The 24,042-nt window shown below is 45.7% G+C and carries 21 protein-coding genes and 2 tRNA genes; 21 read left to right on the top strand and 2 right to left on the bottom strand.

Annotated elements, in window-relative coordinates; genetic code table 11:
- Window positions 1-2: 2 nt before the first annotated feature.
- The 18 genes from nuoH to F552_RS0100370 all read left to right on the top strand — a co-directional run bounded on the left by nuoH (window position 3) and on the right by F552_RS0100370 (window position 15,886).
- Window positions 3-1,043, top strand: coding sequence for an NADH-quinone oxidoreductase subunit NuoH (gene nuoH / locus F552_RS0100455; RefSeq protein ID WP_018149742.1), 1,041 nt, complete (start codon window positions 3-5; stop codon window positions 1,041-1,043).
- Between the two features lie 31 nt (window positions 1,044-1,074).
- A complete protein-coding gene (nuoI, locus tag F552_RS0100450; RefSeq protein WP_018149741.1) occupies window positions 1,075-1,563 on the top strand; it encodes an NADH-quinone oxidoreductase subunit NuoI in 489 nt (162 codons plus the stop codon).
- A 50-nt stretch (window positions 1,564-1,613) separates the two neighbouring features.
- Complete coding sequence (locus F552_RS0100445; protein WP_018149740.1) at window positions 1,614-2,246, top strand: NADH-quinone oxidoreductase subunit J; 633 nt, start codon at window positions 1,614-1,616, stop codon at window positions 2,244-2,246.
- Between the two features lie 25 nt (window positions 2,247-2,271).
- Window positions 2,272-2,577: an NADH-quinone oxidoreductase subunit NuoK gene (nuoK, locus tag F552_RS0100440; protein WP_018149739.1), complete on the top strand. Its 306-nt coding sequence runs from the start codon at window positions 2,272-2,274 to the stop codon at window positions 2,575-2,577.
- A 99-nt stretch (window positions 2,578-2,676) separates the two neighbouring features.
- Window positions 2,677-4,680, top strand: coding sequence for an NADH-quinone oxidoreductase subunit L (nuoL, locus tag F552_RS0100435; RefSeq protein WP_018149738.1), 2,004 nt, complete (start codon window positions 2,677-2,679; stop codon window positions 4,678-4,680).
- A gap of 47 nt (window positions 4,681-4,727) precedes the next feature.
- The gene (locus tag F552_RS0100430; protein ID WP_018149737.1) at window positions 4,728-6,245 is read left to right on the top strand and encodes an NADH-quinone oxidoreductase subunit M; all 1,518 of its coding nucleotides are present in this window, start codon (window positions 4,728-4,730) and stop codon (window positions 6,243-6,245) included.
- 58 nt (window positions 6,246-6,303) lie between these two features.
- On the top strand, window positions 6,304-7,755 hold the full coding sequence (nuoN, locus tag F552_RS0100425) for an NADH-quinone oxidoreductase subunit NuoN (protein ID WP_018149736.1): 1,452 nt from the start codon (window positions 6,304-6,306) through the stop codon (window positions 7,753-7,755).
- Window positions 7,756-7,764: 9 nt separating this feature from the next.
- Complete coding sequence (locus F552_RS0100420; protein WP_018149735.1) at window positions 7,765-8,061, top strand: DUF2818 family protein; 297 nt, start codon at window positions 7,765-7,767, stop codon at window positions 8,059-8,061.
- A 61-nt stretch (window positions 8,062-8,122) separates the two neighbouring features.
- Window positions 8,123-8,199 (top strand) — tRNA-Val (locus tag F552_RS0100415).
- A gap of 141 nt (window positions 8,200-8,340) precedes the next feature.
- The gene (gene thrS, locus F552_RS0100410) at window positions 8,341-10,248 is read left to right on the top strand and encodes a threonine--tRNA ligase (protein WP_018149734.1); all 1,908 of its coding nucleotides are present in this window, start codon (window positions 8,341-8,343) and stop codon (window positions 10,246-10,248) included.
- Window positions 10,249-10,256: 8 nt separating this feature from the next.
- A complete protein-coding gene (gene infC / locus F552_RS0100405) occupies window positions 10,257-10,793 on the top strand; it encodes a translation initiation factor IF-3 (protein WP_308417735.1) in 537 nt (178 codons plus the stop codon).
- 138 nt (window positions 10,794-10,931) lie between these two features.
- A complete protein-coding gene (gene rpmI / locus F552_RS0100400; protein ID WP_018149732.1) occupies window positions 10,932-11,129 on the top strand; it encodes a 50S ribosomal protein L35 in 198 nt (65 codons plus the stop codon).
- Window positions 11,130-11,140: 11 nt separating this feature from the next.
- Complete coding sequence (gene rplT / locus F552_RS0100395) at window positions 11,141-11,497, top strand: 50S ribosomal protein L20 (protein WP_018149731.1); 357 nt, start codon at window positions 11,141-11,143, stop codon at window positions 11,495-11,497.
- Between the two features lie 87 nt (window positions 11,498-11,584).
- Window positions 11,585-12,595: a phenylalanine--tRNA ligase subunit alpha gene (gene pheS / locus F552_RS0100390; protein ID WP_018149730.1), complete on the top strand. Its 1,011-nt coding sequence runs from the start codon at window positions 11,585-11,587 to the stop codon at window positions 12,593-12,595.
- Window positions 12,596-12,668: 73 nt separating this feature from the next.
- Complete coding sequence (pheT, locus tag F552_RS0100385) at window positions 12,669-15,080, top strand: phenylalanine--tRNA ligase subunit beta (protein WP_026182249.1); 2,412 nt, start codon at window positions 12,669-12,671, stop codon at window positions 15,078-15,080.
- 17 nt (window positions 15,081-15,097) lie between these two features.
- A complete protein-coding gene (locus F552_RS0100380; protein WP_018149728.1) occupies window positions 15,098-15,403 on the top strand; it encodes an integration host factor subunit alpha in 306 nt (101 codons plus the stop codon).
- A complete protein-coding gene (locus F552_RS0100375; protein WP_018149727.1) occupies window positions 15,387-15,764 on the top strand; it encodes a MerR family transcriptional regulator in 378 nt (125 codons plus the stop codon). The genes F552_RS0100380 and F552_RS0100375 overlap by 17 nt, the downstream gene beginning before the upstream one ends.
- Window positions 15,765-15,809: 45 nt before the next feature.
- A tRNA-Pro gene (locus tag F552_RS0100370) sits at window positions 15,810-15,886 on the top strand.
- Between the two features lie 25 nt (window positions 15,887-15,911).
- Here the strand turns inward: F552_RS0100370 and F552_RS0100365 are convergent.
- Window positions 15,912-17,066, bottom strand: a complete 1,155-nt coding sequence (locus tag F552_RS0100365; protein ID WP_018149726.1) for a tyrosine-type recombinase/integrase — start codon at window positions 17,064-17,066, stop codon at window positions 15,912-15,914.
- A gap of 2,006 nt (window positions 17,067-19,072) precedes the next feature.
- On the opposite strand from F552_RS0100365, the gene F552_RS0100355 reads away from it, so the two are divergent.
- From F552_RS0100355 to F552_RS0100345, 3 genes are all read left to right on the top strand, one after another.
- The gene (locus F552_RS0100355; protein ID WP_018149724.1) at window positions 19,073-20,464 is read left to right on the top strand and encodes a site-specific integrase; all 1,392 of its coding nucleotides are present in this window, start codon (window positions 19,073-19,075) and stop codon (window positions 20,462-20,464) included.
- Window positions 20,465-20,659: 195 nt separating this feature from the next.
- Window positions 20,660-20,986 (top strand): H-NS histone family protein, encoded by a 327-nt coding sequence (locus tag F552_RS0100350; RefSeq protein WP_026182248.1) that lies wholly within the window; start codon window positions 20,660-20,662, stop codon window positions 20,984-20,986.
- 1,277 nt (window positions 20,987-22,263) lie between these two features.
- On the top strand, window positions 22,264-22,644 hold the full coding sequence (locus F552_RS0100345; RefSeq protein WP_156802180.1) for a hypothetical protein: 381 nt from the start codon (window positions 22,264-22,266) through the stop codon (window positions 22,642-22,644).
- Between the two features lie 333 nt (window positions 22,645-22,977).
- Here the strand turns inward: F552_RS0100345 and F552_RS19845 are convergent, their stop codons facing one another.
- Window positions 22,978-24,006 carry a hypothetical protein gene (locus F552_RS19845; protein WP_018149721.1) on the bottom strand — a complete coding sequence of 343 codons (1,029 nt, stop codon included), beginning with the start codon at window positions 24,004-24,006 and terminating at the stop codon, window positions 22,978-22,980.
- Window positions 24,007-24,042 lie beyond the last annotated feature (36 nt).

Below are 24,042 nucleotides of genomic sequence, written 5' to 3'. Positions count from 1 at the left end.
TCATGGAATTCCTCCAGCATTTGCTTGGCAACGATTTGGGCTTGACCGTTTGGACCTTGCTGAAGATTGTCGCTATCGTTTTACCGTTGTTGCTATCTGTTGCATATCTTACGCTTGCTGAGCGTAAGGTGATTGGCTACATGCAGATCCGGATTGGCCCTAACCGAGTGGGGCCTCTTGGATTATTGCAGCCGATTGCTGATGCCATCAAACTGCTGACAAAAGAAATTATTTTGCCAGCAAAAGCAGATAAGGCGTTGTTTGTGCTTGCACCTGTTTTAACAATTATGCCTGCTATTGCAGTCTGGGCGGTTGTTCCATTTGAGCCTGGTGTCGTATTGGCTAACCTTGATGCTGGGCTGCTGTATGTTTTGGCCATTACATCCATGGGCGTGTACGGTGTGATTGTTGCCGGATGGGCGTCAAATTCAAAGTATGCCTTCTTGGGCGCTTTACGTTCTGCCGCGCAAATCGTTTCTTATGAAGTAGCGATGGGTTTGGCTTTGGTAGGCGTTTTGATGGTATCAGGTACATTGAACTTGTCTGGCATCGTTGAGCAGCAAGCTCATCATTTGGGCGGGAGTGTGTTTGGATGGAACTGGTTGCCTTTGTTTCCATTATTTCTTGTCTACCTGATTTCTGGCGTTGCGGAAACTAACCGTCACCCATTTGACGTTGCTGAAGGTGAATCAGAGATTGTTGCTGGTTTCCATGTGGAATATTCCGGTATGGCATTTGCAATATTCTTCTTGGGAGAGTATGCAAACATGATTTTGGTGTCCGCCTTGACATCTTTGATGTTCTTAGGTGGGTGGCTTTCTCCATTCCCTGCAAGCTGGGGCTTGTTGGGTGCAAGTAGTGCGCTATGGCTCTTTGTGAAGATCGCGATGGTCCTGTTCTTCTTCTTGTGGATCAGGGCAACCTTCCCTCGCTATCGTTATGACCAGATTATGCGTTTGGGCTGGAAAGTATTTATTCCTGTCACTTTGATTTGGGTAGTGTTAATCGCTGTTATCATGCAAACTCCGTATTCTCCTTGGTAAAAGCAGATTAGGAATAAGGTCGGATATTTAGATGAAATCTATTCGTAACTTCTTGAAAACATTCCTGCTCTATGAATTGGTGCAAGGGATGGTAGTAACGGGTCGTCATTTCTTTGCCCGTAAGATCACGGTTCAGTTTCCGGAAGAAAAAACACCGCAATCCCCTCGTTTTCGTGGGCTGCATGCTTTGCGCAGATATCCTAATGGGGAAGAGCGTTGTATCGCCTGTAAATTGTGTGAGGCAGTTTGTCCGGCAATGGCGATTACTATCGAGTCTGAAAAGCGCGATGATGGCACACGTCGAACCACAAAATATGATATTGATCTGACCAAGTGTATTTTTTGCGGTTTTTGTGAAGAATCCTGCCCGGTAGATTCAATTGTCGAGACCCGAGTACTTGAATATCACGGTGAAAAGCGTGGTGATCTTTACTATACGAAGCCAATGTTACTAGCCGTTGGGGATAAATATGAAGCCCAGATTGCTAAAGACAGAGAAGCTGATGCTAAGTACCGCTAAGAGCTTTCTTTGGGTATAAGTAACTGTCACCTTATAAAAGTGAATATTGTATGAGCTTTCAAGATATTGTCTTTATAGTGTTTGCCGCGATACTACTCGTGTCCGGTTTCAGAGTTGTGACCAGCAAGAACCCGGTGCATGCAGCCTTGTTCTTGGTGCTGGCCTTTGTATCTGCCAGCGCCTTATGGCTTCTCATCGAGGCTGAATTTTTGGGTATTGGTCTGGTACTGATTTATGTTGGTGCTGTGATGGTTCTGTTCCTGTTTGTGGTGATGATGCTCAATATTGATATTGAGCTCTTGCGCAAAGGGTTCTGGAAAAGCCTGCCTTTAGCGGCTGTTGTTGCTGCCATTATGGTTTCTGAACTGATTTTGTTGATTAAAGTTCGTGGTGCGGATGTTAAGCCGGCAAATGATGTTATGCACTCAGCCAGCAATAGTCATGCTCTGGGTAAATTGCTGTATTCAGACTTTATTTATCCATTCGAGATCGCGGCAGTCATTCTTCTGGTTGCGTTAGTCGCTGCAGTTGGTTTGACTTTCCGCAAGCGCAAAGATTCAAAGTATGTGGATCCTGGCAAGCAGGCCAAAGTCATGCGTGCTGATCGCTTGAAGGTTCTGCGTGTGCAGTCAGAAAAGTTTCTGGAGCAGCCACAGCCGAACGCCGATACTCCAGCTGAATAATGTGAATTAAAGATAAGGATTTCACATGATTGGTTTAACAAATTATCTGATCGTTGCCGCAATATTGTTTGCCATTGGTGTTCTTGGCATTTTTATGAACCGGCGCAATCTCATTATTCTGCTGATGTCCCTTGAGCTGATGCTGCTGGCTGTGAATATCAACTTTGTTGCTTTTTCCCAGTTCTTGAGTGACATGTCAGGTCAGCTGTTTGTGTTTTTTATTCTGACGGTTGCAGCGGCAGAGTCTGCAATTGGCCTGGCCATTTTGGTTGTGCTATTCAGAAACCTGAACAGTATCAATGTAGAAGAGCTTGAGTCTTTAAAGGGCTAATAAGTTCTTAGCAGTTGAAGTTGGTTCCCAATCCCTGTACGGACCACTATAGGTGGTCTTGCAGATAAGTTAAATAAACATACAGGCAAGAAGTTCGATATGCAAAATCTGTATTTGATGATCCCTTTAGCGCCTCTTGCAGGCGCTTTGATTGCCGGGTTGTTGGGTAAAAAAATAGGGCGTGCGGGTGCACATACCATTACCATTCTTGGGGTGTTTGCTGCATTGGTAATGTCTCTCTATGTGCTATACGACCAAATGACAGTTGGGAAGTCTTTCAACGGTACTGTATATGAATGGATGTCTGTAAATGGTGTAACCCTACAAGTGGGTTTCCTCATTGATAGCCTCTCTGCCATGATGATGGTCGTGGTGACCTTCGTATCGCTGATGGTGCATATTTATACTATCGGTTATATGCATGAGGATGCCGGGTATCAGCGTTTCTTCAGCTATATCTCTTTGTTTACGTTTTCGATGCTGATGCTGGTGATGTCCAACAACTTTGTTCAGCTATTCTTTGGCTGGGAGGCGGTTGGTCTGGTTTCATATCTGTTGATTGGCTTCTGGTATAACAAGCCAACTGCAATTTTTGCCAACCTGAAAGCTTTCCTTGTCAACCGTGTAGGCGACTTCGGTTTTGTACTCGGTATCGGCATGGTGCTTGCATATTTCGGCACACTGGATTATGCGGCTGTTTTTGCAAAGTCGGAATCTCTGAAGGACATGCAAATCAGCCTGATCGCGGGGCATGACTGGTCTTTGATGACCGTGATTGGTATCTTGTTGTTCATTGGTGCAATGGGTAAGTCTGCGCAGTTCCCGCTGCACGTTTGGCTGCCTGATTCGATGGAAGGTCCAACACCAATTTCTGCATTGATCCATGCGGCAACCATGGTAACCGCTGGCATCTTCATGGTGGCTCGCATGTCACCACTGTACGAACTGTCTGATACTGCCTTGAACTTCATCATGGTGATTGGTGCAATTACTGCGCTATTCATGGGGTTCTTGGGGATTATCCAGAACGATATCAAGCGTGTTGTTGCATATTCGACCTTGTCCCAGTTGGGGTACATGACCGTTGCACTTGGCGCATCAGCTTATTCTGTTGCTGTCTTCCATTTGATGACGCATGCGTTCTTCAAGGCTCTCCTTTTCCTAGGTGCGGGTTCTGTCATCATGGGCATGCATCATGATCAGGATATTCGCAACATGGGTGGTTTGCGCAAATACATGCCAATTACCTGGATTACGTCTTTGCTAGGTTCGCTGGCGCTGATCGGTACGCCATTTTTCTCTGGCTTCTATTCTAAAGACAGCATTATTGAAGCAGTGCATGCTTCTCATCTGCCTGGTGCTTCTTTTGCATACTTTGCGGTGATTGCCGGTGTGTTTGTAACCGCTTTCTATTCATTCCGTATGTACTTTCTGGTGTTCCATGGTGAAGAGCGTTTCCGCAATGTTCACCATGATGATCATGGACATGATGACCATCATGGTCACGGAGAAGCACATGAGCCGCATGAATCACCATGGGTGGTGACTTTGCCACTAGTATGCCTTGCGATTCCGTCAGTATTGATTGGCTTCTTTACTATCGAGCCAATGCTCTATGGCAGTTTCTTCAAAGGTGTAATTTTTAGTGAGTTGCATCCAGTAATGGAAGAGCTACATCATGAATTCCATGGCGCATCTGGTATGGCTTTACATGCTGTTACGTCTCTTCCGTTCTGGCTGGCGTTGGCAGGTGTTGTTACCGCTTGGTTCTTCTATATGAAGGCACCGTCCATTCCTGCCCGGATCAAGCAAATTGCAGGCCCTATCAATACGCTGCTTGAAAACAAATACTACATGGATGATTTGTATATCAATGTATTTGCGAAAGGTGCACGTGGACTTGGCTGGTTGTTGTGGAAAGTTGGCGATGTGCTGCTGATTGATGGTCTGATTGTGAATGGTTTGGCCAAACTTGTCGGTGGCATTTCATCTGTGGTTCGGCGCGCGCAGACTGGTCTGCTGAATCACTATGCCCTGATGATGATTATTGCTGTCATGGCTGCTTTGACATGGTGGTTCCAGCAAATATTGTTTGCCCACTAATCAGCATTTTAACTGCATCATATTAAACAGAACGTATTGGGTCATTTATGTTTGAGAATCATCTGTTAAGTCTTGCAATCTGGCTGCCGATTTTGTCTGGCGTGTTGGTGTTGTTTGTGGGGGGCGACTCGCAAGCAAAGTTAGCTAGATGGATTGCCTTGATAGGTGCGGCTGTCAGTTTCCTGGCTACGCTGCCACTATTTACGCAGTTTCAAGACTTGCATGCTGGCATGCAGTTTATTGAAGACAAAGTCTGGATTTCTCAATTCAATATCCATTATGCGTTGGGTATTGACGGGATTTCGCTGTTCTTCGTTATCCTTAACAGCTTTACAACGCTGCTGGTGATTCTGGCTGGTTGGGAAGTGATCCAAAGCCGGGTTTCTCACTACATGGCGGCTTTCCTGATCATGTCAGGCCTGATCAATGGCTCCTTTGCTGCCATGGATGCGGTGCTGTTTTATGTATTCTTTGAAGCCATGCTGATTCCGATGTACCTGATTATCGGTATTTGGGGTGGCCCGCGCAGAGTGTATGCGTCTGTTAAATTCTTCTTGTATACGTTGCTGGGTTCTCTGCTGTTACTGGTTGCATTTTTGTACCTGCATAAGGCGAGCGGTGGTAGCTTCTCAATTGCAGACTTCCAGTCTTTGAGTTTGTCTCGCGATATCCAGATCTTGCTGTTTGTAGCATTCTTTGCTTCATTTGCAGTGAAGGTGCCGATGTGGCCAGTTCATACCTGGTTGCCTGACGCGCACGTTGAGGCGCCGACTGGTGGTTCCATGGTGCTGGCAGCGATTACGCTAAAGATCGGTGCTTATGGTTTTCTCCGTTTCTGTTTACCAATCGCTCCGGTTGCCAGTCATGAGCTGAGCTGGCTGATTGTGTTACTGTCCCTGGTTGCAGTGGTGTATATCGGCATGGTGGCATTGGTGCAGGCTGATATGAAGAAATTGATTGCGTATTCATCAATTTCACACATGGGCTTTGTGACGCTTGGGTTCTTCCTGTTTGAAGGTAGCCAGCTTAATCCGTATGCGGTTGAAGGTGCTCTGCTTCAAATGATTTCTCACGGCTTTGTATCCGCAGCGATGTTCTTCTGCGTGGGAGTGATGTATGACCGTGTGCATAGCCGCCAGATTGCTGACTATGGTGGTGTTGTGAACACCATGCCTAAATTTGCTGCGTTCTTCCTGTTGTTTGCAATGGCGAATGCAGGTCTGCCTGCAACGAGTGGATTTGTTGGCGAGTTCCTTGTGATTATGGGGGCAACAAAAGCCAATTTCTGGGTTGCCGTACTGGCGGCAACCACGCTGATCTTTGGTGCCGGCTATACACTATGGATGTATAAGCGAGTTATTTTTGGTGCTGTTGCCAACTCACATGTTGCAGAGTTGACTGATGTGAATGGACGCGAATTACTGGTTCTGATCATCCTTGCTGCCACCGTTCTGGGCATGGGGCTTTATCCGGATCTGTTCGCGCAAAAAATGCACGCTTCTGTAACCAACCTGATTACGCTGGTGGCTGATAAACAGGCTGCTGTAGCTGGTTTGTCTCAGTAATCCTGAGTCAATAAGCGTCTTTATATAAGCTAAACGCAAAACACGCTGGAATTTAATTATGATGCTTGCTGGATTGAATATTGTACCTGCCTTGCCAGAAACGTTTCTTTTGTGTGCGGTTTCTGTGCTGCTGATGCTGGATCTTTTTTTGAAAGAAAATTCCAGGGCAATTCTGCTGGGCGGTAGTTTACTCAGTTTGATCGTCACAGCCTTGATCGTGCTGAATGTGGGGGAGAGTGGTGTTATTTACACATTCCATCACATGTATGTGCTAGATCCATTGGCCACAGCGATGAAGTTGGCAGCAATTGCAACGGTATTTGTTATTTTTGTGTATGGCACCCAGTACGTCACTGATCGTGGCATGTTCAAAAGTGAGTACTATGCGCTGATGCTTTTTGCACTGATGGGTATTTGCGTGCTGGTTTCTGCAAATAACTTCCTGTCTATGTATGTTGGTCTGGAGCTCTTGTCTTTGAGTTCTTATGCACTGGTTGCATTGGAGCGTGACAGCGTGAAAAGTACCGAAGCAGGCATGAAGTATTTTGTCCTGGGTGCATTGGCATCTGGCATGCTGCTGTATGGTATTTCCATGGTGTATGGCGGTACCAAGTCTCTGGATGTGAACGAAGTTGCCACAATTATCGGCTCTGGTGCTGCTAACATGGTGCTGGTGAAAATTGGTCTGGTATTTATTGTTGCAGGCCTTGCATTCAAGCTGGGTGCTGTTCCTTTCCATATGTGGGTGCCTGATGTTTATCATGGCGCGCCTACTGCTGTGACCATGTTTGTAAGTTCTGCACCCAAGTTGGCTGCTTTTGTATTTGTTTCACGCGTGCTGGGTCAGGCGTTGCCTGCCTTGCATGGAGAATGGCAGCAAATGCTGATGGTGCTGGCTGTACTGTCTATTGCAATTGGTAACATCACTGCAATTGCCCAAACAAACCTTAAGCGCATGTTTGCGTATTCGGCCATTTCTCACATGGGCTTCGTGATTCTTGGTGTTATGGTGAATAGTCAGGCTGGCTATGCGGCCTCTGCTTTCTATGTCATTACTTATATGTTGATGACGCTGGGTGGTTTTGGCCTGATTCTTCTGTTAACCAAGGCTGGCTTTGAAGGCGATCAACTGTCTGATCTGAAAGGCTTGGCACAGCGCAGCCCTCTGTTTGGTGGTGTATTGCTGTTGGTCATGTTCTCTATGGCAGGCATTCCATCCACTGTCGGCTTTATCAGTAAATTCTCGGTGCTTTCTGCCGTACTGGCTGGTGGTAATGTTGCTTTGGCTGTGATTGTGGTGCTGCTGTCAGTGATTGGTGCGTTCTATTATTTGCGGATTGTGAAGCTGGCTTACTTTGATGCTCCTGAGTCGACTGCAGAATTAAGTACTGATAAAGGTATGAAGTTCGCACTTGTGGTGAATGGTCTGTTCATTCTCGCACTGGGTATTCTGCCTCAATCTCTGTTGGACTATTGCCAGCAGGTGGTATTGGCATCCTTCGCGTCTTAAGGTTTAAATATGCTAGAAAAAGAAGGGGCTTTCTGGATAGTCATTGCGCTTGGTTTGCTGTCTGCCAATGCCCCTTTTTTCACAAGCAAATTGTTATACATCTTCAAGTCGAAGGCATCTTATAGTCTTGTTGTACTTGTAAATCTCATTTTGTCATTCTTGTTACTAGCCGTGATTGTAAGAGTGTTCGAACAGTCATCTGGTGCGCTGCATGATCAACAATGGGAGTTTTATGCAACTGCGGTCTGTTTATTTTTGATTTTTGCCATTCCAGGATTTGTCGCAAAAGTTCTGTATAAAAAGTAAAAGATATACGTAGATTCTGGTTGCATTGTAAGAATTATTTGGTATAATCCTTTTCTCCCTTAGGCACGTAGCTCAGCTGGTTAGAGCACCACCTTGACATGGTGGGGGTCGTTGGTTCGAGTCCAATCGTGCCTACCAACTTTAAAGTTGAAAGATTCAAAGTTATGAACATCCTACGAACTGCCACCTTGATGTAATTTTTGATCGGTGGAGTTCGCTGGTGGAAAAAGTGCGGCTCGACCGCACTTTTTTTTGGTCTGTGATTTTAAAGGTCATTCCATGATTTCCGTTCGTTTACCTGATGGTTCTATCCGGCAGTTTGAACAGGCAGTTACTGTTGCTGACGTTGCTGCAAGTATTGGTGCGGGTTTGGCTCGCGCTGCCTTGGCTGGTCGTGTTGATGGTGTGCTTGTTGATACATCCTATCTGATCTCCAAGGATGTCGATTTAGGGATCGTCACCGATAAAGATCAGGATGGTCTTGAGGTGATCCGTCACTCTACTGCTCACTTGCTTGCCTATGCGGTCAAAACGTTGTATCCAGAGGCTCAGGTAACCATTGGTCCTGTCATCGAAAATGGCTTTTATTATGACTTTGCTTATAAGCGGCCGTTTACGCCCGAAGATTTGCAGGCTATTGAGCAAAAGATGCAGCAGTTGGCCAAGCAAGATGTACCAGTTACTCAGCGCGTTGTCAGTCGGGACGAGGCGGTCGCATTTTTTGCCGGGTTGGGTGAAAAGTACAAGGCTGAACTGATTGAGGCCATTCCGTCTGCGGACGATATCAAGCTGTATACTGAAGGCGAGTTTACGGATTTGTGTCGTGGACCTCATGTGCCATCAACAGGCAAGTTAAAACATTTTAAATTGATGAAGGTTGCGGGCGCCTACTGGCGTGGCGATTCCAATAATGAGATGTTGCAACGTATCTATGGGACTGCCTGGGCCAAAAAAGAAGATCTTGATGCTTACCTTTTCCGGCTGGAAGAGGCGGAAAAGCGGGATCACCGCAGGTTGGCCAAGCAGATGGATCTATTCCATTTGCAGGATGAAGCTCCGGGTATGGTTTTCTGGCATCCGAAAGGGTGGTCTTTGTGGCAAAACGTTGAGCAATACATGCGTAAGCGTTTGTCAGCCGCTGGCTATAAAGAGATTCGTACACCGCAGATCATGGATCGTACGCTGTGGGAGCAGTCTGGTCATTGGCAGAATTATCGTGAGAATATGTTCACGACGGATTCAGAGAAGCGCGATTATGCTATCAAGCCAATGAACTGCCCAGGGCATGTGCAGGTTTTTAACCAGGGGTTGAGGTCGTATCGCGATCTGCCGCTGCGTTACGCTGAGTTTGGTGCGTGTCACCGTAATGAGCCTTCCGGTTCTTTGCATGGCATTATGCGGGTGCGTGGCTTTGTTCAGGATGATGCACACATCTTCTGTATGGAGTCACAAGTTATTGAAGAGGCACGCGCGTTTAATTTGCTGGCCATGAGTGTGTATAAGGATTTTGGCTTCACTGATGTTGCCATCAAGCTTTCTTTGCGTCCGCCTAAGCGAGCAGGTTCTGACGAGGTGTGGGATAAAGCCGAAGAGGGTTTGCGTGAGGCATTGCGTGCCTGTGACCTCGAGTGGGAAGAGCTGCCAGGTGAGGGCGCTTTCTATGGGCCAAAAATCGAGTATCACATCAAGGATGCGATTGGTCGCTCCTGGCAGTGCGGGACGCTACAGCTCGATTTTGTGCTTCCAGAACGATTGAAGGCTGAGTTTGTTGCGGAAGACAATAGCCGTCAAAGGCCGGTGATGCTTCATCGTGCGATTGTCGGTTCGCTAGAGCGTTTCTTGGGTATTTTGATTGAGCAGCATGCGGGGAGCTTCCCGTTCTGGCTGGCACCTGTTCAGGCCATGGTGCTCAATATTACCGATCGTCAGGGTGAATATGCGACAGAAGTTGCACATCGCTTGCAAGAACAAGGCTTTAGCGTTGATACTGACTTGAGAAACGAGAAAATAACCTATAAAATCCGAGAGCACAGTATGCAACGTGTTCCGTATCTGCTGGTTGTCGGCGATAAGGAGATGGAAGCAGGTGTGGTCGCGGTCCGTAACCGTAAGGGAGAAGATCTGGGGCAACTGTCAATCGATGAACTGGTGAACCGGTTCAAGACTGATATTGCGGACAGATCCTGATTTTTTGAATTTTTTGGAGAATAGTCATCGCTCAGGAGAAAGAGCCGCGTATCAACGGCGAAATTAATCTGGCAGAACTCAGGCTGGTTGGTGTTGAAGGTGAACAGCTAGGTATCATGAGTTCACGTGCAGCTTTGCAGTTAGCTGAAGAAGCTGAAGTTGATTTGGTTGAAATTGCGCCACAAGCAAGCCCACCTGTTTGCCGACTGATGGATTACGGCAAGTTCAAGTACCAGGAAAGCAAGCGCAAACATGAAGCCAAGCTAAAGCAAAAGCAGATTCAGGTTAAAGAAATCAAGTTCCGTCCAGCGACTGATGAGGGCGATTATCAGGTCAAGCTGCGCAATTTGATTCGTTTCTTGAGTGAAGGCGATAAAACCAAAATTACGTTAAGATTCCGTGGTCGCGAGATGGCGCATCAGGAATTCGGTTTTAACCTGCTAAAGCGTGTTGAAGCTGATCTGGTCGAGTTTGGGACTGTAGAGCAGTTCCCTAAACTTGAAGGTCGTCAAATGGTGATGGTTATTGCACCTAAGCGTCGCTAAGATTTGTTAGAATAGACGAGAGCCGATTTACGGCTCTTGAAGAGGTTTTGCCTATAGCCGGGCAAAAATGAAGGGTGTCACGGTTCAAAGTACTGAAAGGTTCAGTCACCGTGCGCTATTTTTATTGAGGTAGTTACCATGCCAAAAATGAAGACCAAAAGTGGCGCGAAAAAGCGCTTCAAGGTCATGGGCAGCGGTGTGATCAAGCGTAGCCAAGCTTTCAAACGCCACATCCTGACCAAGAAAACCACCAAGAACAAGCGTCAACTACGTGGTACCGCTCAGGTACACAGCACGAACATTGCTTCTGTTCGCGCAATGCTTCCGTTCGCATAAGGAGTTAAAAGATGCCACGAGTTAAACGCGGTGTAACGGCACGTGCCCGTCACAAAAAAGTTCTTGCGCTGGCTAAAGGCTATCGCGGTCGTCGGAAAAATGTCTACCGTATTGCTAAGCAAGCGGTGATGAAAGCTGGGCAATACGCCTATCGCGATCGTCGCCAACGCAAACGTCAGTTCCGTTCTCTATGGATTGTCCGTATCAATGCGGCAGCCCGTGAGTTTGGTCTGTCTTACAGCGTATTCATGAATGGCCTGAAAAAGGCAGCGATTGCTGTGGACCGTAAGGTTCTGGCTGATCTGGCTGTTTTTGACAAGGCAACATTCGGCAAACTGGTTGAGCAAGCTAAAGCTAGCCTGGCCTAAGCCTTACGGCTGATCAAGGGAGGCTGTGTAGCCTCCCTTTTTTTCTTTGTTGTTCCCTGTGTTCCGTTGTCTGGATGTTTATATATTATGCGCAGCCTTGCAGAAATCGTATTGGAAGCCGAGTCTACACTTAGTGTGATTGATGACCTTGCCTTGCTAGAACAGGCAAAAGCCAAATATCTGGGTAAGACCGGTGAGTTGACCGAGCACATGAAGGGATTGGGCAAGGTCAGTGCCGAAGACCGTCCTCGTTTAGGTCAGGAAATCAATCTGGCCAAAGAAAAAATCGAGTCTGTCCTGAATGCGCAGCGCGATTCCATTCAGCAACGCAAACTTGCTTCCAAGCTGGCAGAAGAGGCGATTGATGTGACCTTGCCAGGCCGTGGCCGTAGCCGCGGTGGCATCCATCCTGTAATCCGCACATGGCAGCGTGTTGAGGAAATTTTCCGTTCGATTGGTTTTGATGTGGCTGATGGCCCTGAAATCGAAACGGACTGGTTTAACTTTACCGCGCTTAACCAGCCTGATAACCATCCTGCCAGATCCATGCACGACACCTTTTATGTCGAGTCTGAGTCTGAAGAGCCTTTGCTGTTGAGAACCCATACCAGTCCGATGCAGGTGCGATATGCGCGCATGCATAAGCCGCCTATCAAGGTCATTGCCCCTGGCAAGACGTACCGCGTGGACTCTGATGCTACGCATTCACCGATGTTTCATCAGGTAGAGGGGTTATGGATCGCTGACAATATCAGTTTTGCCGATCTTAAAGGTGTTTATACCGATTTTCTTCGTCAGTTTTTTGAAACTGACGATCTCGAGGTGCGCTTCCGCCCTTCGTTCTTCCCCTTTACCGAGCCGTCTGCTGAAATTGACATGCGCTTTGGCAGTGGCCCGTTGAAAGGTCGCTGGCTGGAAATTTCCGGCTCTGGTCAGGTACATCCGACCGTGGTTCGCAACTACGGTTTAGACCCTGAGCAGTACATCGGTTTTGCTTTTGGTAGTGGTCTGGAGCGCCTGACGATGCTGCGTTATGGCATTGGCGATCTGCGGTTGTTCTATGAGGGCGATCTGCGTTTCTTGAAGCAATTTGCATAATAAAGAATTAAAAATTACTGGCTTTTCTGGTTTCACCTTCAAGTGAGCCCCATATTATTGTTAGCAGGCGATCATGCAATTTTCTGAAAACTGGCTTCGTACTTTTGTTAACCCTGATTTGTCTACAGATCAATTGACTCACCTTTTAACAATGGCAGGTCTGGAAGTCGAAGAAGACGAACCTGTCGGTGTGCCTTTTAAAGGTGTGGTGGTTGCTGAGGTGATCAGCACGGAAAAGCATCCGAATGCTGACCGGCTGAATGTATGTTCAGTGAATGTGGGCGAGGCAGAGCCTGTCCAGATTGTCTGTGGTGCACCAAATGTACGTGCTGGTATCAAGGTGCCGTGCGCTCGTCTGGGGGCCGCGTTGCCAGGCGAAACGGCTGATCAGCCATTTGTTATTGCCGCTGTTAAAATGCGTGGTGTGGATAGCGCGGGCATGTTGTGTTCTGCCAAAGAACTGCGTTTGTCGGATGACCATGGCGGCTTGCTGGAGCTACCGTCTGATGCGCCGGTGGGTGCTGACGTGTATGAGTACCTGGCACTGAACGACCATAAAATTACCATCAAGCTGACACCTAACCGTGCTGACTGTTTGTCGCTACTTGGTATTGCACGCGAAACTGCCGCGTTGACGGGGACGTCCATGGTGCTGCCAGCGATTACACCCGCAAAACCGGATCTGGATGCGGTGCATCCTGTGACCCTGACTGCGAATGTGGCGTGCGGACGCTTTGCCGGGCGTGTGATCCGTGGGGTGAATGCAAATGCCAAATCCCCTGACTGGATGGTGCAGCGGCTAGAGCGTTCTGGGGTTCGTTCCATTTCTGCGCTGGTGGATGTAACCAATTATGTGATGCTTGAACTGGGCCGTCCTTTGCATGTGTATGACCAGGACAAGCTGACCGGTGCGATTGAGGTGAGGTTTGCTCGTGAGGGCGAATCATTGAAGTTATTGAATGAACAGACCATTACACTGGCTGACGATGTGCTGCTGATTGCAGATGCGTCTGGTCCGATTGGTCTTGCAGGCATTATGGGCGGAGACTCGACTAAGGCCGAGTTGACGACCCAGAATGTATTTCTCGAGTCAGCATTTTTTGACCCGAATGTGATTGCGGGCAAGGCGCGTCGCTTTAACTTTACGTCCGATGCGGCGCACCGTTTTGAGCGTGGTGTAGATTTCGAGAATTGCGTGGATGGCATCGAACGTGCAACACAATTGATTCTGGATATCTGTGGTGGCCAGGTTGGTCCTGTCAGCGTAGTGAATGGTGAATTGCCACCCAGACCTGCTGTCAAAATGCGTGTGAAACGTGCGCAGCGTGTGATTGGCGTGGCGATTTCCGCGGATGAAATGGCATCCATTTTTACGCGCCTGGGCCTGGGGTTTGAGCAGAAGGACGTAGACGGAGAAGCATGCTTTATTGTGACGCCGCCTTCTTATCGCTTCGATATTCTGATTGAAGAAGACTTGATTGAAGAAGTTGCGCGAGTCTATGGTTTCGAGAATATTCCTTCCAAGCCACCTGTTGCTGAAGTGGCCATGTTCATGCCGACCGAGTCTGTCCGTTCTGTACATGCCTTGCGTAACGTACTGGCCGATGAAGATTATCAGGAAGTCATTAACTATAGTTTTGTTGAAGCCAAGTGGGAGAAAGACTTTGCTGCGAACGAAACTCCGATTGCGCTGAAGAATCCTATTGCCAGCCACTTGTCTGTGATGAGAAGCAATCTGATCGGCGGCCTGGTGGCTAATCTGGTGTACAACATCAACCGGCGCGCTCCGCGAGTCCGGCTGTTTGAGGTTGGCAAAGTATTTTTGAAAGATGCTTCGGTAGTTAACGGGCCGTTGACCGTTGCCGGTTTTAATCAGCCGTTGCATCTGGCGGGTTTGGCCTGGGGACCTGCATTGCCCGAGCAATGGGGAGCAGAGACCCGCCAGGTAGATTTCTTTGATGTAAAATCTGATGTAGAGGCGTTGATTGCACCTTTGCAAGCCAGCTTCTCCAAAATGGAGCATCCGGCCCTTCACCCTGGCCGAAGCGCCGGCGTGGTGCTGGATGGCAAGGTAATCGGCTGGTTGGGTGAACTGCACCCGCAACTGGTACTGGCTTATGATTTGCCAAGCGCGCCGGTGGTATTTGAACTGGTGGTTGAACCCTTGCAGCAGGTAGCGATTCCGTTGTACAAAGAAGTTTCTAACTTCCCGCCGGTAAAGCGTGACTTGGCGTTGGTGGTGGATGCATCTTTGGCTGCCGATGAGTTGCTGAACACCTTGAAACGGGTTGCGCCTGCAGAAGTGACGGATGTGAACTTGTTTGATGTCTATACGGGTAAGGGCGTTGAATCTGGCAAGAAGAGCCTTGCAATCAGATTCCAATTGCATAATACTCAGAAGACTTTGACCGATGTAGAAGTAGATGCCATGATGGATATTTTTATTCAGGAAGCATCCGCAAAACATGCTGCTCAGTTGCGTTGATTTGAAGGAGAGCAGAATTGATTAATACGTTGACTAAGGCCGAACTTGCCGACGTGCTGTTTGAGCAGGTAGGGCTGAACAAGCGTGAAGCTAAAGAGATGGTGGAAGCTTTTTTTGAAGAAATCCGCATTTCTCTGGAAGCCGGCGATACCGTGAAATTATCCGGTTTTGGTAATTTCCAGCTGCGAAACAAACCTCAGCGTCCGGGAAGAAATCCGAAAACCGGGGAAGAAATTCCGATTACTGCGCGACGAGTGGTTACGTTTCATGCCAGCCAAAAGTTAAAAGGTTTGGTAGAAGAACATCATGACAGAAATAGCTAAGATTGAACTGCCCCCGATTCCTGCCAAGCGCTATTTTACGATTGGCGAGGTGAGTGAGCTGTGTGGCGTGAAACCGCATGTGTTGCGCTACTGGGAGCAGGAGTTTACGCAGCTAAAGCCTGTCAAACGACGTGGTAACCGTCGTTATTATCAGCATCATGAAGTGCTGTTGATCCGCCGGATTCGTGGCTTGCTCTATGAAGAAGGTTTTACGATCAGTGGTGCCCGAAACCGGCTGTCCGAACTTGAAGTCCAGTCTCCGGGCGTGGTCGTGGAAACGGTAGATTTGTCTACCGACCAGTTGCCGAAGCAGAGCTTGCGTGCCGAGTTGACCGAAATTCTTGGGATTTTACTGGCATAAAGAGTGGTTTTTACTGACGATGCTGGTATAATCTCGCATCTTAGTCGGAGCGTGGCGCAGCCTGGTAGCGCACTTGCATGGGGTGCAAGGGGTCGGAGGTTCGAATCCTCTCGCTCCGACCATAGAAAACACTTTTGTATTAATTACTTAGCCGCGTCTAGCCCACGCGGCTTTGTTTTTTAATATTACAAGAGCGGGACTTTGGCGGGACAGGTCTTCGATAATGCTATCCGCTGCCTTAATCAGGTTGTGAATTTCTGCACCTGAATAATGTGTGGTAACACTGCCATTTTTATGCCCCAATAGCGCCTGACGGTCTTCAAAACCTACTCCGGCTGCCCTTAACCTTCGGCCGAAGGTATGCTTCAGATCGTGAACACGCACTTCGGGTAAGTGTGCGCGATTTCTTGCTTTTCGCCAAGCATGCCCATTCATACGGTGAATGGGTGAACCTTTGTATGGAAACACGTACTCCTTATGCTGGCCACGTTGTTCCTCAATGATTCTCCTGGCAATATTGTTGAGCACAACCAATCTTATTTCCTTGTTTTTCACACCTGAGTTTTCTGTACGTCCACCAAAGTCACTCGGAATCAAAAAAACAGATGTATCGAGTTCAGGAATCTGTATTTCCCACTCCCACTTAAGCTTACATACCTCTTGTTCTCGGCAACCGGTGTTGATTTTGAAAAGTGCCATCAGTGCTAGATGCTCAGGCAACTCCCTAAATAGGGCAGCCTGCTCGTCCCAAGAAAGTGGGTAGGGTAGACGAGCAGTTTTATTTTCGTTGAGCATAGTTAAAACTGGCGCTGTTTCAAGCCAAGTCATGCCTAATTCATCACGCCACTTCGTTGCACACAATCTCAGTACCCTTGAGACACGTTGAAGCGCAATGTTTATAGTGCGTGCCTTGACTGGTATACCCTTTGTACTACCTTTTCCTGCAAGCCGATCTTTAATGTATTGCTTCAACCCAGGCGTATCATCATGAATCTTAGTTAGAGGAATATCCCCAATGTATTCATCTAACTGCTTAAACCAGATAGCTGTGTTGGAGATGCTAGGCATTTCTAAATTTTCAGATAGATATTTCGTTGCTGCCGCTCTCCAAGTGCGGACTGGACGTTCTCCGAAGATTACTGCCTTCCTGATTTCGTTAAGACGATGTATCAGGATCTCTTCTGCTTCTTCCCTGTTGCTAGTACCAGTGCTTTCGCAAAGCCTACCGTAAGCTGGGATTCTTTTATCAATTTGCCACTTTCCATTTTTGAAAGTGAGGCCAGTGATTTTTGCGCGGGACATATTTTTTCTCCTTCTTTCTCCCGCGTGTCGCGGGATGAATTTTTTGCGTTCAGAAATTTTTGGTCAATCAGTTGATCTAGTTCATTTAAATCGACTAATTTTCTCCGTCCTATCTGGAGAATTGTGAGTTCCGGACGGAATTCTGCATCGAACGTAGGTCTTGAGAGTCCTACATATCTGTATGCTTCACTCAGCATGACCAATCTTCTAGCGGTATTTGAATTCATATCCTTTCCTTGTAGATCATCCATAGTAGCCATTTGACATAGTCAGGTTGTCTTGCATGTGGGCAGTTTTTTGTCCGCCTGTGAGAATTATTCATCAAATTTTTAAAGTAATGTCGTTGTCAGAAGCCTTTAAACGAATTTGCCAACTTTCCTTACTGTGATTGCTTTCAACTCAATGTTCTTGAAAGCGTGCTAAAAACAGGAAGCGAACTGATTCTTATTCTGCTTTTTGCAAGCTTCTGCGTACCTATAGATGATTGGTATATGCTTTGCTGATATTCGCCTTTCACATTAATCAATTTAACAAAATTCTCAGAGTTGGCTAGTTTGTAATAATAGTAAAGAGGTTGCTCCTCATTGAAGTCTCGGAAGCAGAACGGCTGAAATTGCTCGAAGACGAGAATGCCAGACTGAAGCGGCTGGTTGCCAATCAGGCACTTGATATCTAAATGCTCAATGAATTTCTAGGAAGAAACTGAAATAGGCCGTATTACGGTGTTAAGCAGCCAGCCAGACAACTGTTAGCTTCTCACTGGATAGTCGAGCGGCGGGCCTGCCAGCTACTGCTGATTAATCGCAAGACGTTTCGATGACCTTTCGTGCCTGATCGGGATGCGTCAGTATGAGTCCGCTTGTGCAAGTTGGCAGAACATCAGCGGTGATTCGGTTCACCGCGACTACATGTCTTGCTGCAACGCGAAGGCTGGTAAATCAATCACAAGCGCGTGGTGTGTATCTATCGGGAGGCGGGGGTTATCGCTTCGGCTGAGAAAGTGAAAGAAACGGCCAAACTTGCAGGTGGTTCTATCAGAACCGGTGGGCAGGATCAATGTTGGACTTTGGCCTGGTCGCTGGTTTCGGGCTCTGACCCTGATTGACCTTTGGAGCCGTGAAACTCTCTAGATTGTAATAGATCACCCCCTGTCAGGAGCGCGGCTCGCCCGTTTATTGGAACATTTGCGTCTATGTGGACTTAAGCAAGTGTTGATTCAGGTTTGGAATATATATATAGATTTTTAATGACCGATTCAGGGAGGTATGCCTGAGTCAACATGGTTTGCGGAGCTTGCAGTCGGCCAGGAAGAGAAACGAGGCATGGCAGCTTGATAACAACATAGTTCGTCCACTTGTCACCGGTGGAATACCGTATAAAGCATCACCAATCCCAAATGGTCCTGTAATTAGTGGCATACCGATTGGGGGGAAAGGGCAGTTGCCGCGCAGTTACATCAATCTTAAGTGCCTTAAATGTATTATGTCTTATGCATATATTGTGGTTGAAATACGGAATTTTAGTCAAAAGTCAAATACAGAGTAATATGCAGATCAAGCAGGGATGTGGCATAGGAGATAGAAAAATACACTAAAATATGTACTAAAAATAAAATGTGAAAAATTCTTGACAAGAACTCTGTGATCAGTAATATGTTATTTCTAAGTGCCTTTGGGCATCCTGGTTCAGTCCAGCTTTCTAATATTGCCATGGTGACTAAAGCGCCATGGAATACGTGGTCAGCCGATCATCCGTTAATTACCTTTTATGGGTAGTTTTCTCCTACTTGGTTTTTTCGAACCAACATCCTCTACTTTTCGATAATGTCCTCAACTTGCTTAAACGTTTTCGCCGTACAAGCATAAGAAGCACATCCTGGCAGGGATGCTGGTTACGCATAATTACCACTTTCTTTCTGTGCACCTTGAGCTCGTTCGAGCAACACTTTTGTCAGACCTTTTGTTTTTTATCTACTATCTTGTGATGTTGAATCGAGGGGAAATCTTGTGAAAGCAAAGAAGAATCCTGGTTGGCTTGTTGATCTTTTACTTACCATAAAACCATTTGTTCGCTATCGCGCGGATGGAAAGTTTGGGGCGGATCTGACAAAGAATGGGAGGATTGATTCCTTGAAACTTATCTTTAGCATTCTTCAGGAAAAGGGATATAGGGTAAGACCAGCCAACATTCGTGAGAAGCACATTCAGATTATATGTGACACATTTCTTGAAAAAAACTATGCTCTATCCACAATTCAAACTCATTTATCTGCTTTGCGTCAATTTGCAAAATGGATAGAAAAACCGGGGTTAGTCAGGAGCACATCCTCCTACTTTAGTGACAAAGCCATCTTCCCGAAGCAAAGTAAACCCAAGGCTAGTAATCCGAGAAAAACTGTCGATATCGACGTTGAGGCAGTATTAAATAAGATTCAAATTATAGATAAATACTGCTATATGCAGGTACGTATGGTGTTGGAGTTTGGTTTGACAGTCTATGAGGCAATTTCGTTTCGACCAAATGAATACAGTAAAATTGATGATGGTTATATTGAGGTTTTTAAAAATGTAAAGAATAGACAGAAGCGCATAGTTAAGATTACAAATGAAGAGCAATCTATTTTGTTAAAATATTTGATGGATTACTCGAAAGGTAATAATGATCATATTAGTCATCAACTTAAAACGAGTAGTCAATGTGCTAGTAGGATGAATACAGTACTTAAGAAAGTTGGGCTCACTAAGAAAAAGCTAGGCATCACATTGCACGAACTTTGCATTCAATATTCCTCACGTAAATCTGAGGATGAATCAGAAATTAATGACGCTGTTAAAAATTTAACTAATTTGAATGAAGATAAGTTAGTTACTTCTATAATTGATAAAAAAACTGCTCAACTAGAAAATGTTAATTCATTGATTGCTGTGAATAAATTTGTATGGATACAATCATTGTTGATTCATGCCTTTGGATTAAGCGTACGCCAGGTTGTAAATTTACATCCACAAAATAATATACACTCCAGTGGTGTGTATTTTTTCGTTAAAGACTTAGATTCTGATTGTTTAATTAGATTTAATGTTGATACTGAGTATAAAAAAGGTGTTTATGACCTTGCACTTATTATAGCTAATACTAATCATGGATCTATTCGTAATATTCGATATGGTACTTTAAATGCAATTTTGCATTTGCGATCGGCGTGTATGAAATCAGGCGTAAATTTACAATTGTTGAGGTGCCTGGAAAAAAATCAAAAAATTCAACGTAATTTTCGATATGTCCCAGTTTGGAAATATGGCAAACGACTTGTGAGTCAGCGTACTTCCTGTGTCTTGCCTTCTGGTATGCTGAAAGAAGAGGCGATGGTGGTTGTTACAGATGGAAATTTATCTTGATGCATTTGAAATCAATGAAACTATGCTAGATCAAGCTCTTTTTCATTATATTTGTAGGCTTATACTCAGGACGAACGTCGTATACAATAATGCATATCTTACATTTTTTGCTATACTGATAAACAGCAATTGTAAAACGCCTTTTTCCTGCTGTGAGATACAACTTATTTCCAATAAATTTAGGGAGGCATCATCATGTCTATGAACCTTTCATCACTGAGTATTGATGAATTGCATGCACTGGTTAACGCGATTGATCATGAAATCAAAAGCCGAAAGCAGAGTGAGATCAATTCTTTGTTGAAGACCGTAAAAGATAAAGCGCAAGCTTTGGGAATGGGCGTGGATGAGTTGGTCGCTTTATTAGCTGGAAAGGGCAGCAAGGGATCTAAAACTCCTTCTATTGCAAAGTATGCTAATCCGGCAAATCCAAACCAGACATGGACAGGGCGCGGCCGTCTACCTGAATGGTATAAAGCTGCTTTGGCCAGTGGTAAAACTGAATCTGATCTGGCTATTTGACTTCACCGGTTCAAAGGGGCCGGTAGTCATGAACCGCCCCTTTTTGAGGCTTCTGGTAGTGATCGCTCTTGCTGCAGCATTATTTTCTCAAAAGACATTTCCCACAGACATTTCAGCGTACCTTTGGCCATCAAATCAGTAGACAGAAATTACGAATGATGTGTCTTCATAGATGTTCCAACGCTGAATTTCATCAGCTCTTCCCCCGTACTAATGTCCCTTAAAGTAACTTCATACTGATAAGACTGTTTTGCAATGCCTCCCATCTGCATACCTCTACGTGTTTCATGAGCTAGAGATTATCTGAGCTGGCGTCGTGTTTTATCCCTTAAGAGGGGATGATGCACATCCTCGTCATGTCCACTTTAGACAAATTTCGAATACAGAGGATGTAGAAGATCTACGTTTTATGGGACTTACAGTGTAATTTCACATACTAAAAATAATACTAAAGAAAATATGTACTCTTGAAACGGCTTGACAGAGATTTGATTTTTGAATGAAAATCTAAATACCAAAATACTTCATTTTTGGTAACCCCGGTTAAGTCCGGCTTTCTGACGCAGGAACTCGCGACACGCTTTTTCCTGACATGTAGTTCAAAATGGCTGTCTCTTGTATTGAGTTGCAAGATGAACTAGAGCCCCTTCAGCTAATCCCTCCTCAGGGTGCATTTCTCACTCTGGCTGTACTCCGGCCGGTAATATCAAAACTTCAATATCTTCCTTTGCTTTTCCTATCTCAAACTAGGAAAAACAAGGCCGTTGGATGCCCGCGCTGGCATCGGCACCTTGTCAAAAGGTAACTCGATCGAGCCGGCATGCTCTTGGGGACGAGAATGAGATATTTCGCCTAACCCACATAGGGACCATTCGTCTCCGCCCAATTTTTATTTGGGGTCCACCCGCCCGGGGGACGCGACTCGCGCTTTTAATTAAAACTTGCCCAAAACCCTGGTCGCGAGGGTCATCGCGACACACCATCCATTAGCCAGCTTTAGTGCATTTTGTATGTTGTCTGGCTCTACTAAATATGAGGAGAACCAATAGTCTTTATCAATAGGATGTTAAGCAAGTTATATTCTTCATCCCAGTGTCACTCTGCTTCATTTGTTATTGACTGAATGCATTGTTGCGAATATTTATGCATGGTAAATGAAAAATATATTGTATAACCTGCATGAACAATATTCTTCGTGTTGATAGATATCACTATTTTGAATGTCATTACCTATTGGATTTTTACTGGTAGTTCAAAGGGAAAAGATGGATGTCTACATGAAGGATGGAAGCAAATGTTCGTTGGAAGTGATATATGGAATTTTTGCCACTGACCAATATGTTTGGCTGCAGTTACTCATGATTCATACCTTTGGGTTGAAACCAAAGCAGGTTGTTGCATTTATGCCGCAAAAATGTCTACATTCAAGCCATAAATATTTTATTGTTCAGAATGAGAATTCAGGTGCTAATTCACTGTTGCATCTTGATTCTGATTATAAGCGAAGTACTTATGAGCCTGCCTTGGATTTTGCTAAAAAGAATGGTGGATATATCCGAGATCGAAAATATACACCTGAGAAAGCGGTAAGGCATCTTCGGTTATTTGTACTAGAAAGAGCATTCTACTCAATGCAATACGATACGCAGAGCCTGTGAAAAGGGTTGAACGCCAATATCCAGAGATATCTATTGGGGACGCCAAAGCTTTTGCTGAAAATAATCCTGAGCTGATTCGCATAGCTCGTTTGCAGGTAGCGGAAGAGGCTGGGCATAGTAAAATTTCGATCACGAATGCTTATTGTGGATCTTTCCGAATTTACACTCGACGTCAGAAATTAACAGATGCATTGCCTTACCGGAAAGTGGATAGGGACTTGAAAGAATGACAAAATTAGCTCTATTTTTTTGTTGAGGGAATGATCGCTTATTTTCATCATTCCCAATACCGGTCGAGAAGGGCAAGAGACGATATAACCCTTACATAGACGTTCACACTAAATTTTTGCCAATTTGCAAGATTCGATCAAAGCTATATACATGCTCTGACGGACTTTCCTCGCAACGACCTACCAGGCGATTTGGAAACTGTTTCCCTCCATCACGAAGTAGAATTTTACCCGTACACTTGGGGCATTGCGCGCTATAACGGACAAGGCGAATTTCTCTTTTTGCAGAACTGTGATGATCTGACAGTGTAGCGAGTTCTAACTGGGCATGATCTTCTTTTAGCGCAAAAAGGGTAATTGGCGCCATGATGATTCGCCAATCAGCTAACTGAATGATTGGTTTAATCGTCTGCCATCCCAAAAATGCAATGGCAGAGGTGGGAAGCAGCCATTTGATAATTTCAAGTGCGTTATGGCTCAGATACATTGAACTGACATATGCAGATATTAAGGCAAGTGCAATGATGATCAAATTTAAGAAGAAATACCCCAGGAACAGCCACTTCCGCCAGCCGGCCAATTTGTAACTGGTCGTGAATAATTTTCTGGCCCACCAGGCAGGGACCACTTGAGTATCCAGGATATAGTCGATCTCATCCTTTGTTCGCGGAGAGCCTGCCGTTTCCTCTGCATCCTGTTGATTCACCTCGAAACATTCAAAGTAAAACTTTGACGTATGCCCTTGGCCGCCTGGACTGGTTTGTTTTCTTGGAAGACAGTACCACTTCCGTCCTTGACCCCGTGCCCTTTTTAGCATTCCTTCTGCATGCTGATTTTCAAAGTCTTTTAACTTATCCCAGATCGGACTCATCCAGCGAGAAGGTTCTTTCCCGGACACTTTTCCATCTGCATACAACTGTAATTTTTCGGCTTCATATCTGGATTGTGTTTTCCCATCCTTAATCCGCTGTATTTCCACCCGTAACCACTGTTGAAGTACCTGATAAGGTTTAGTTGGAAGTTCTAGATAGTCTACAAATTCCAGCAAGGTTTCGAGACCTTCAAGATATCCGTTGCCCATGCTGTTTTCCTTGTTTTTATCATTTTCCATAATAAGATCAATATCTTGCATATCAGTCTCGAACAGTTGTATGAGGGTTTCGGACTA

Origin of the sequence: Leeia oryzae DSM 17879 (assembly GCF_000376945.1) — a bacterium.
Lineage (GTDB): Bacteria > Pseudomonadota > Gammaproteobacteria > Burkholderiales > Leeiaceae > Leeia > Leeia oryzae.
Note: the sequence above shows the minus strand (reverse complement) of the source record. Positions and strands in the feature narration are given on the sequence as shown.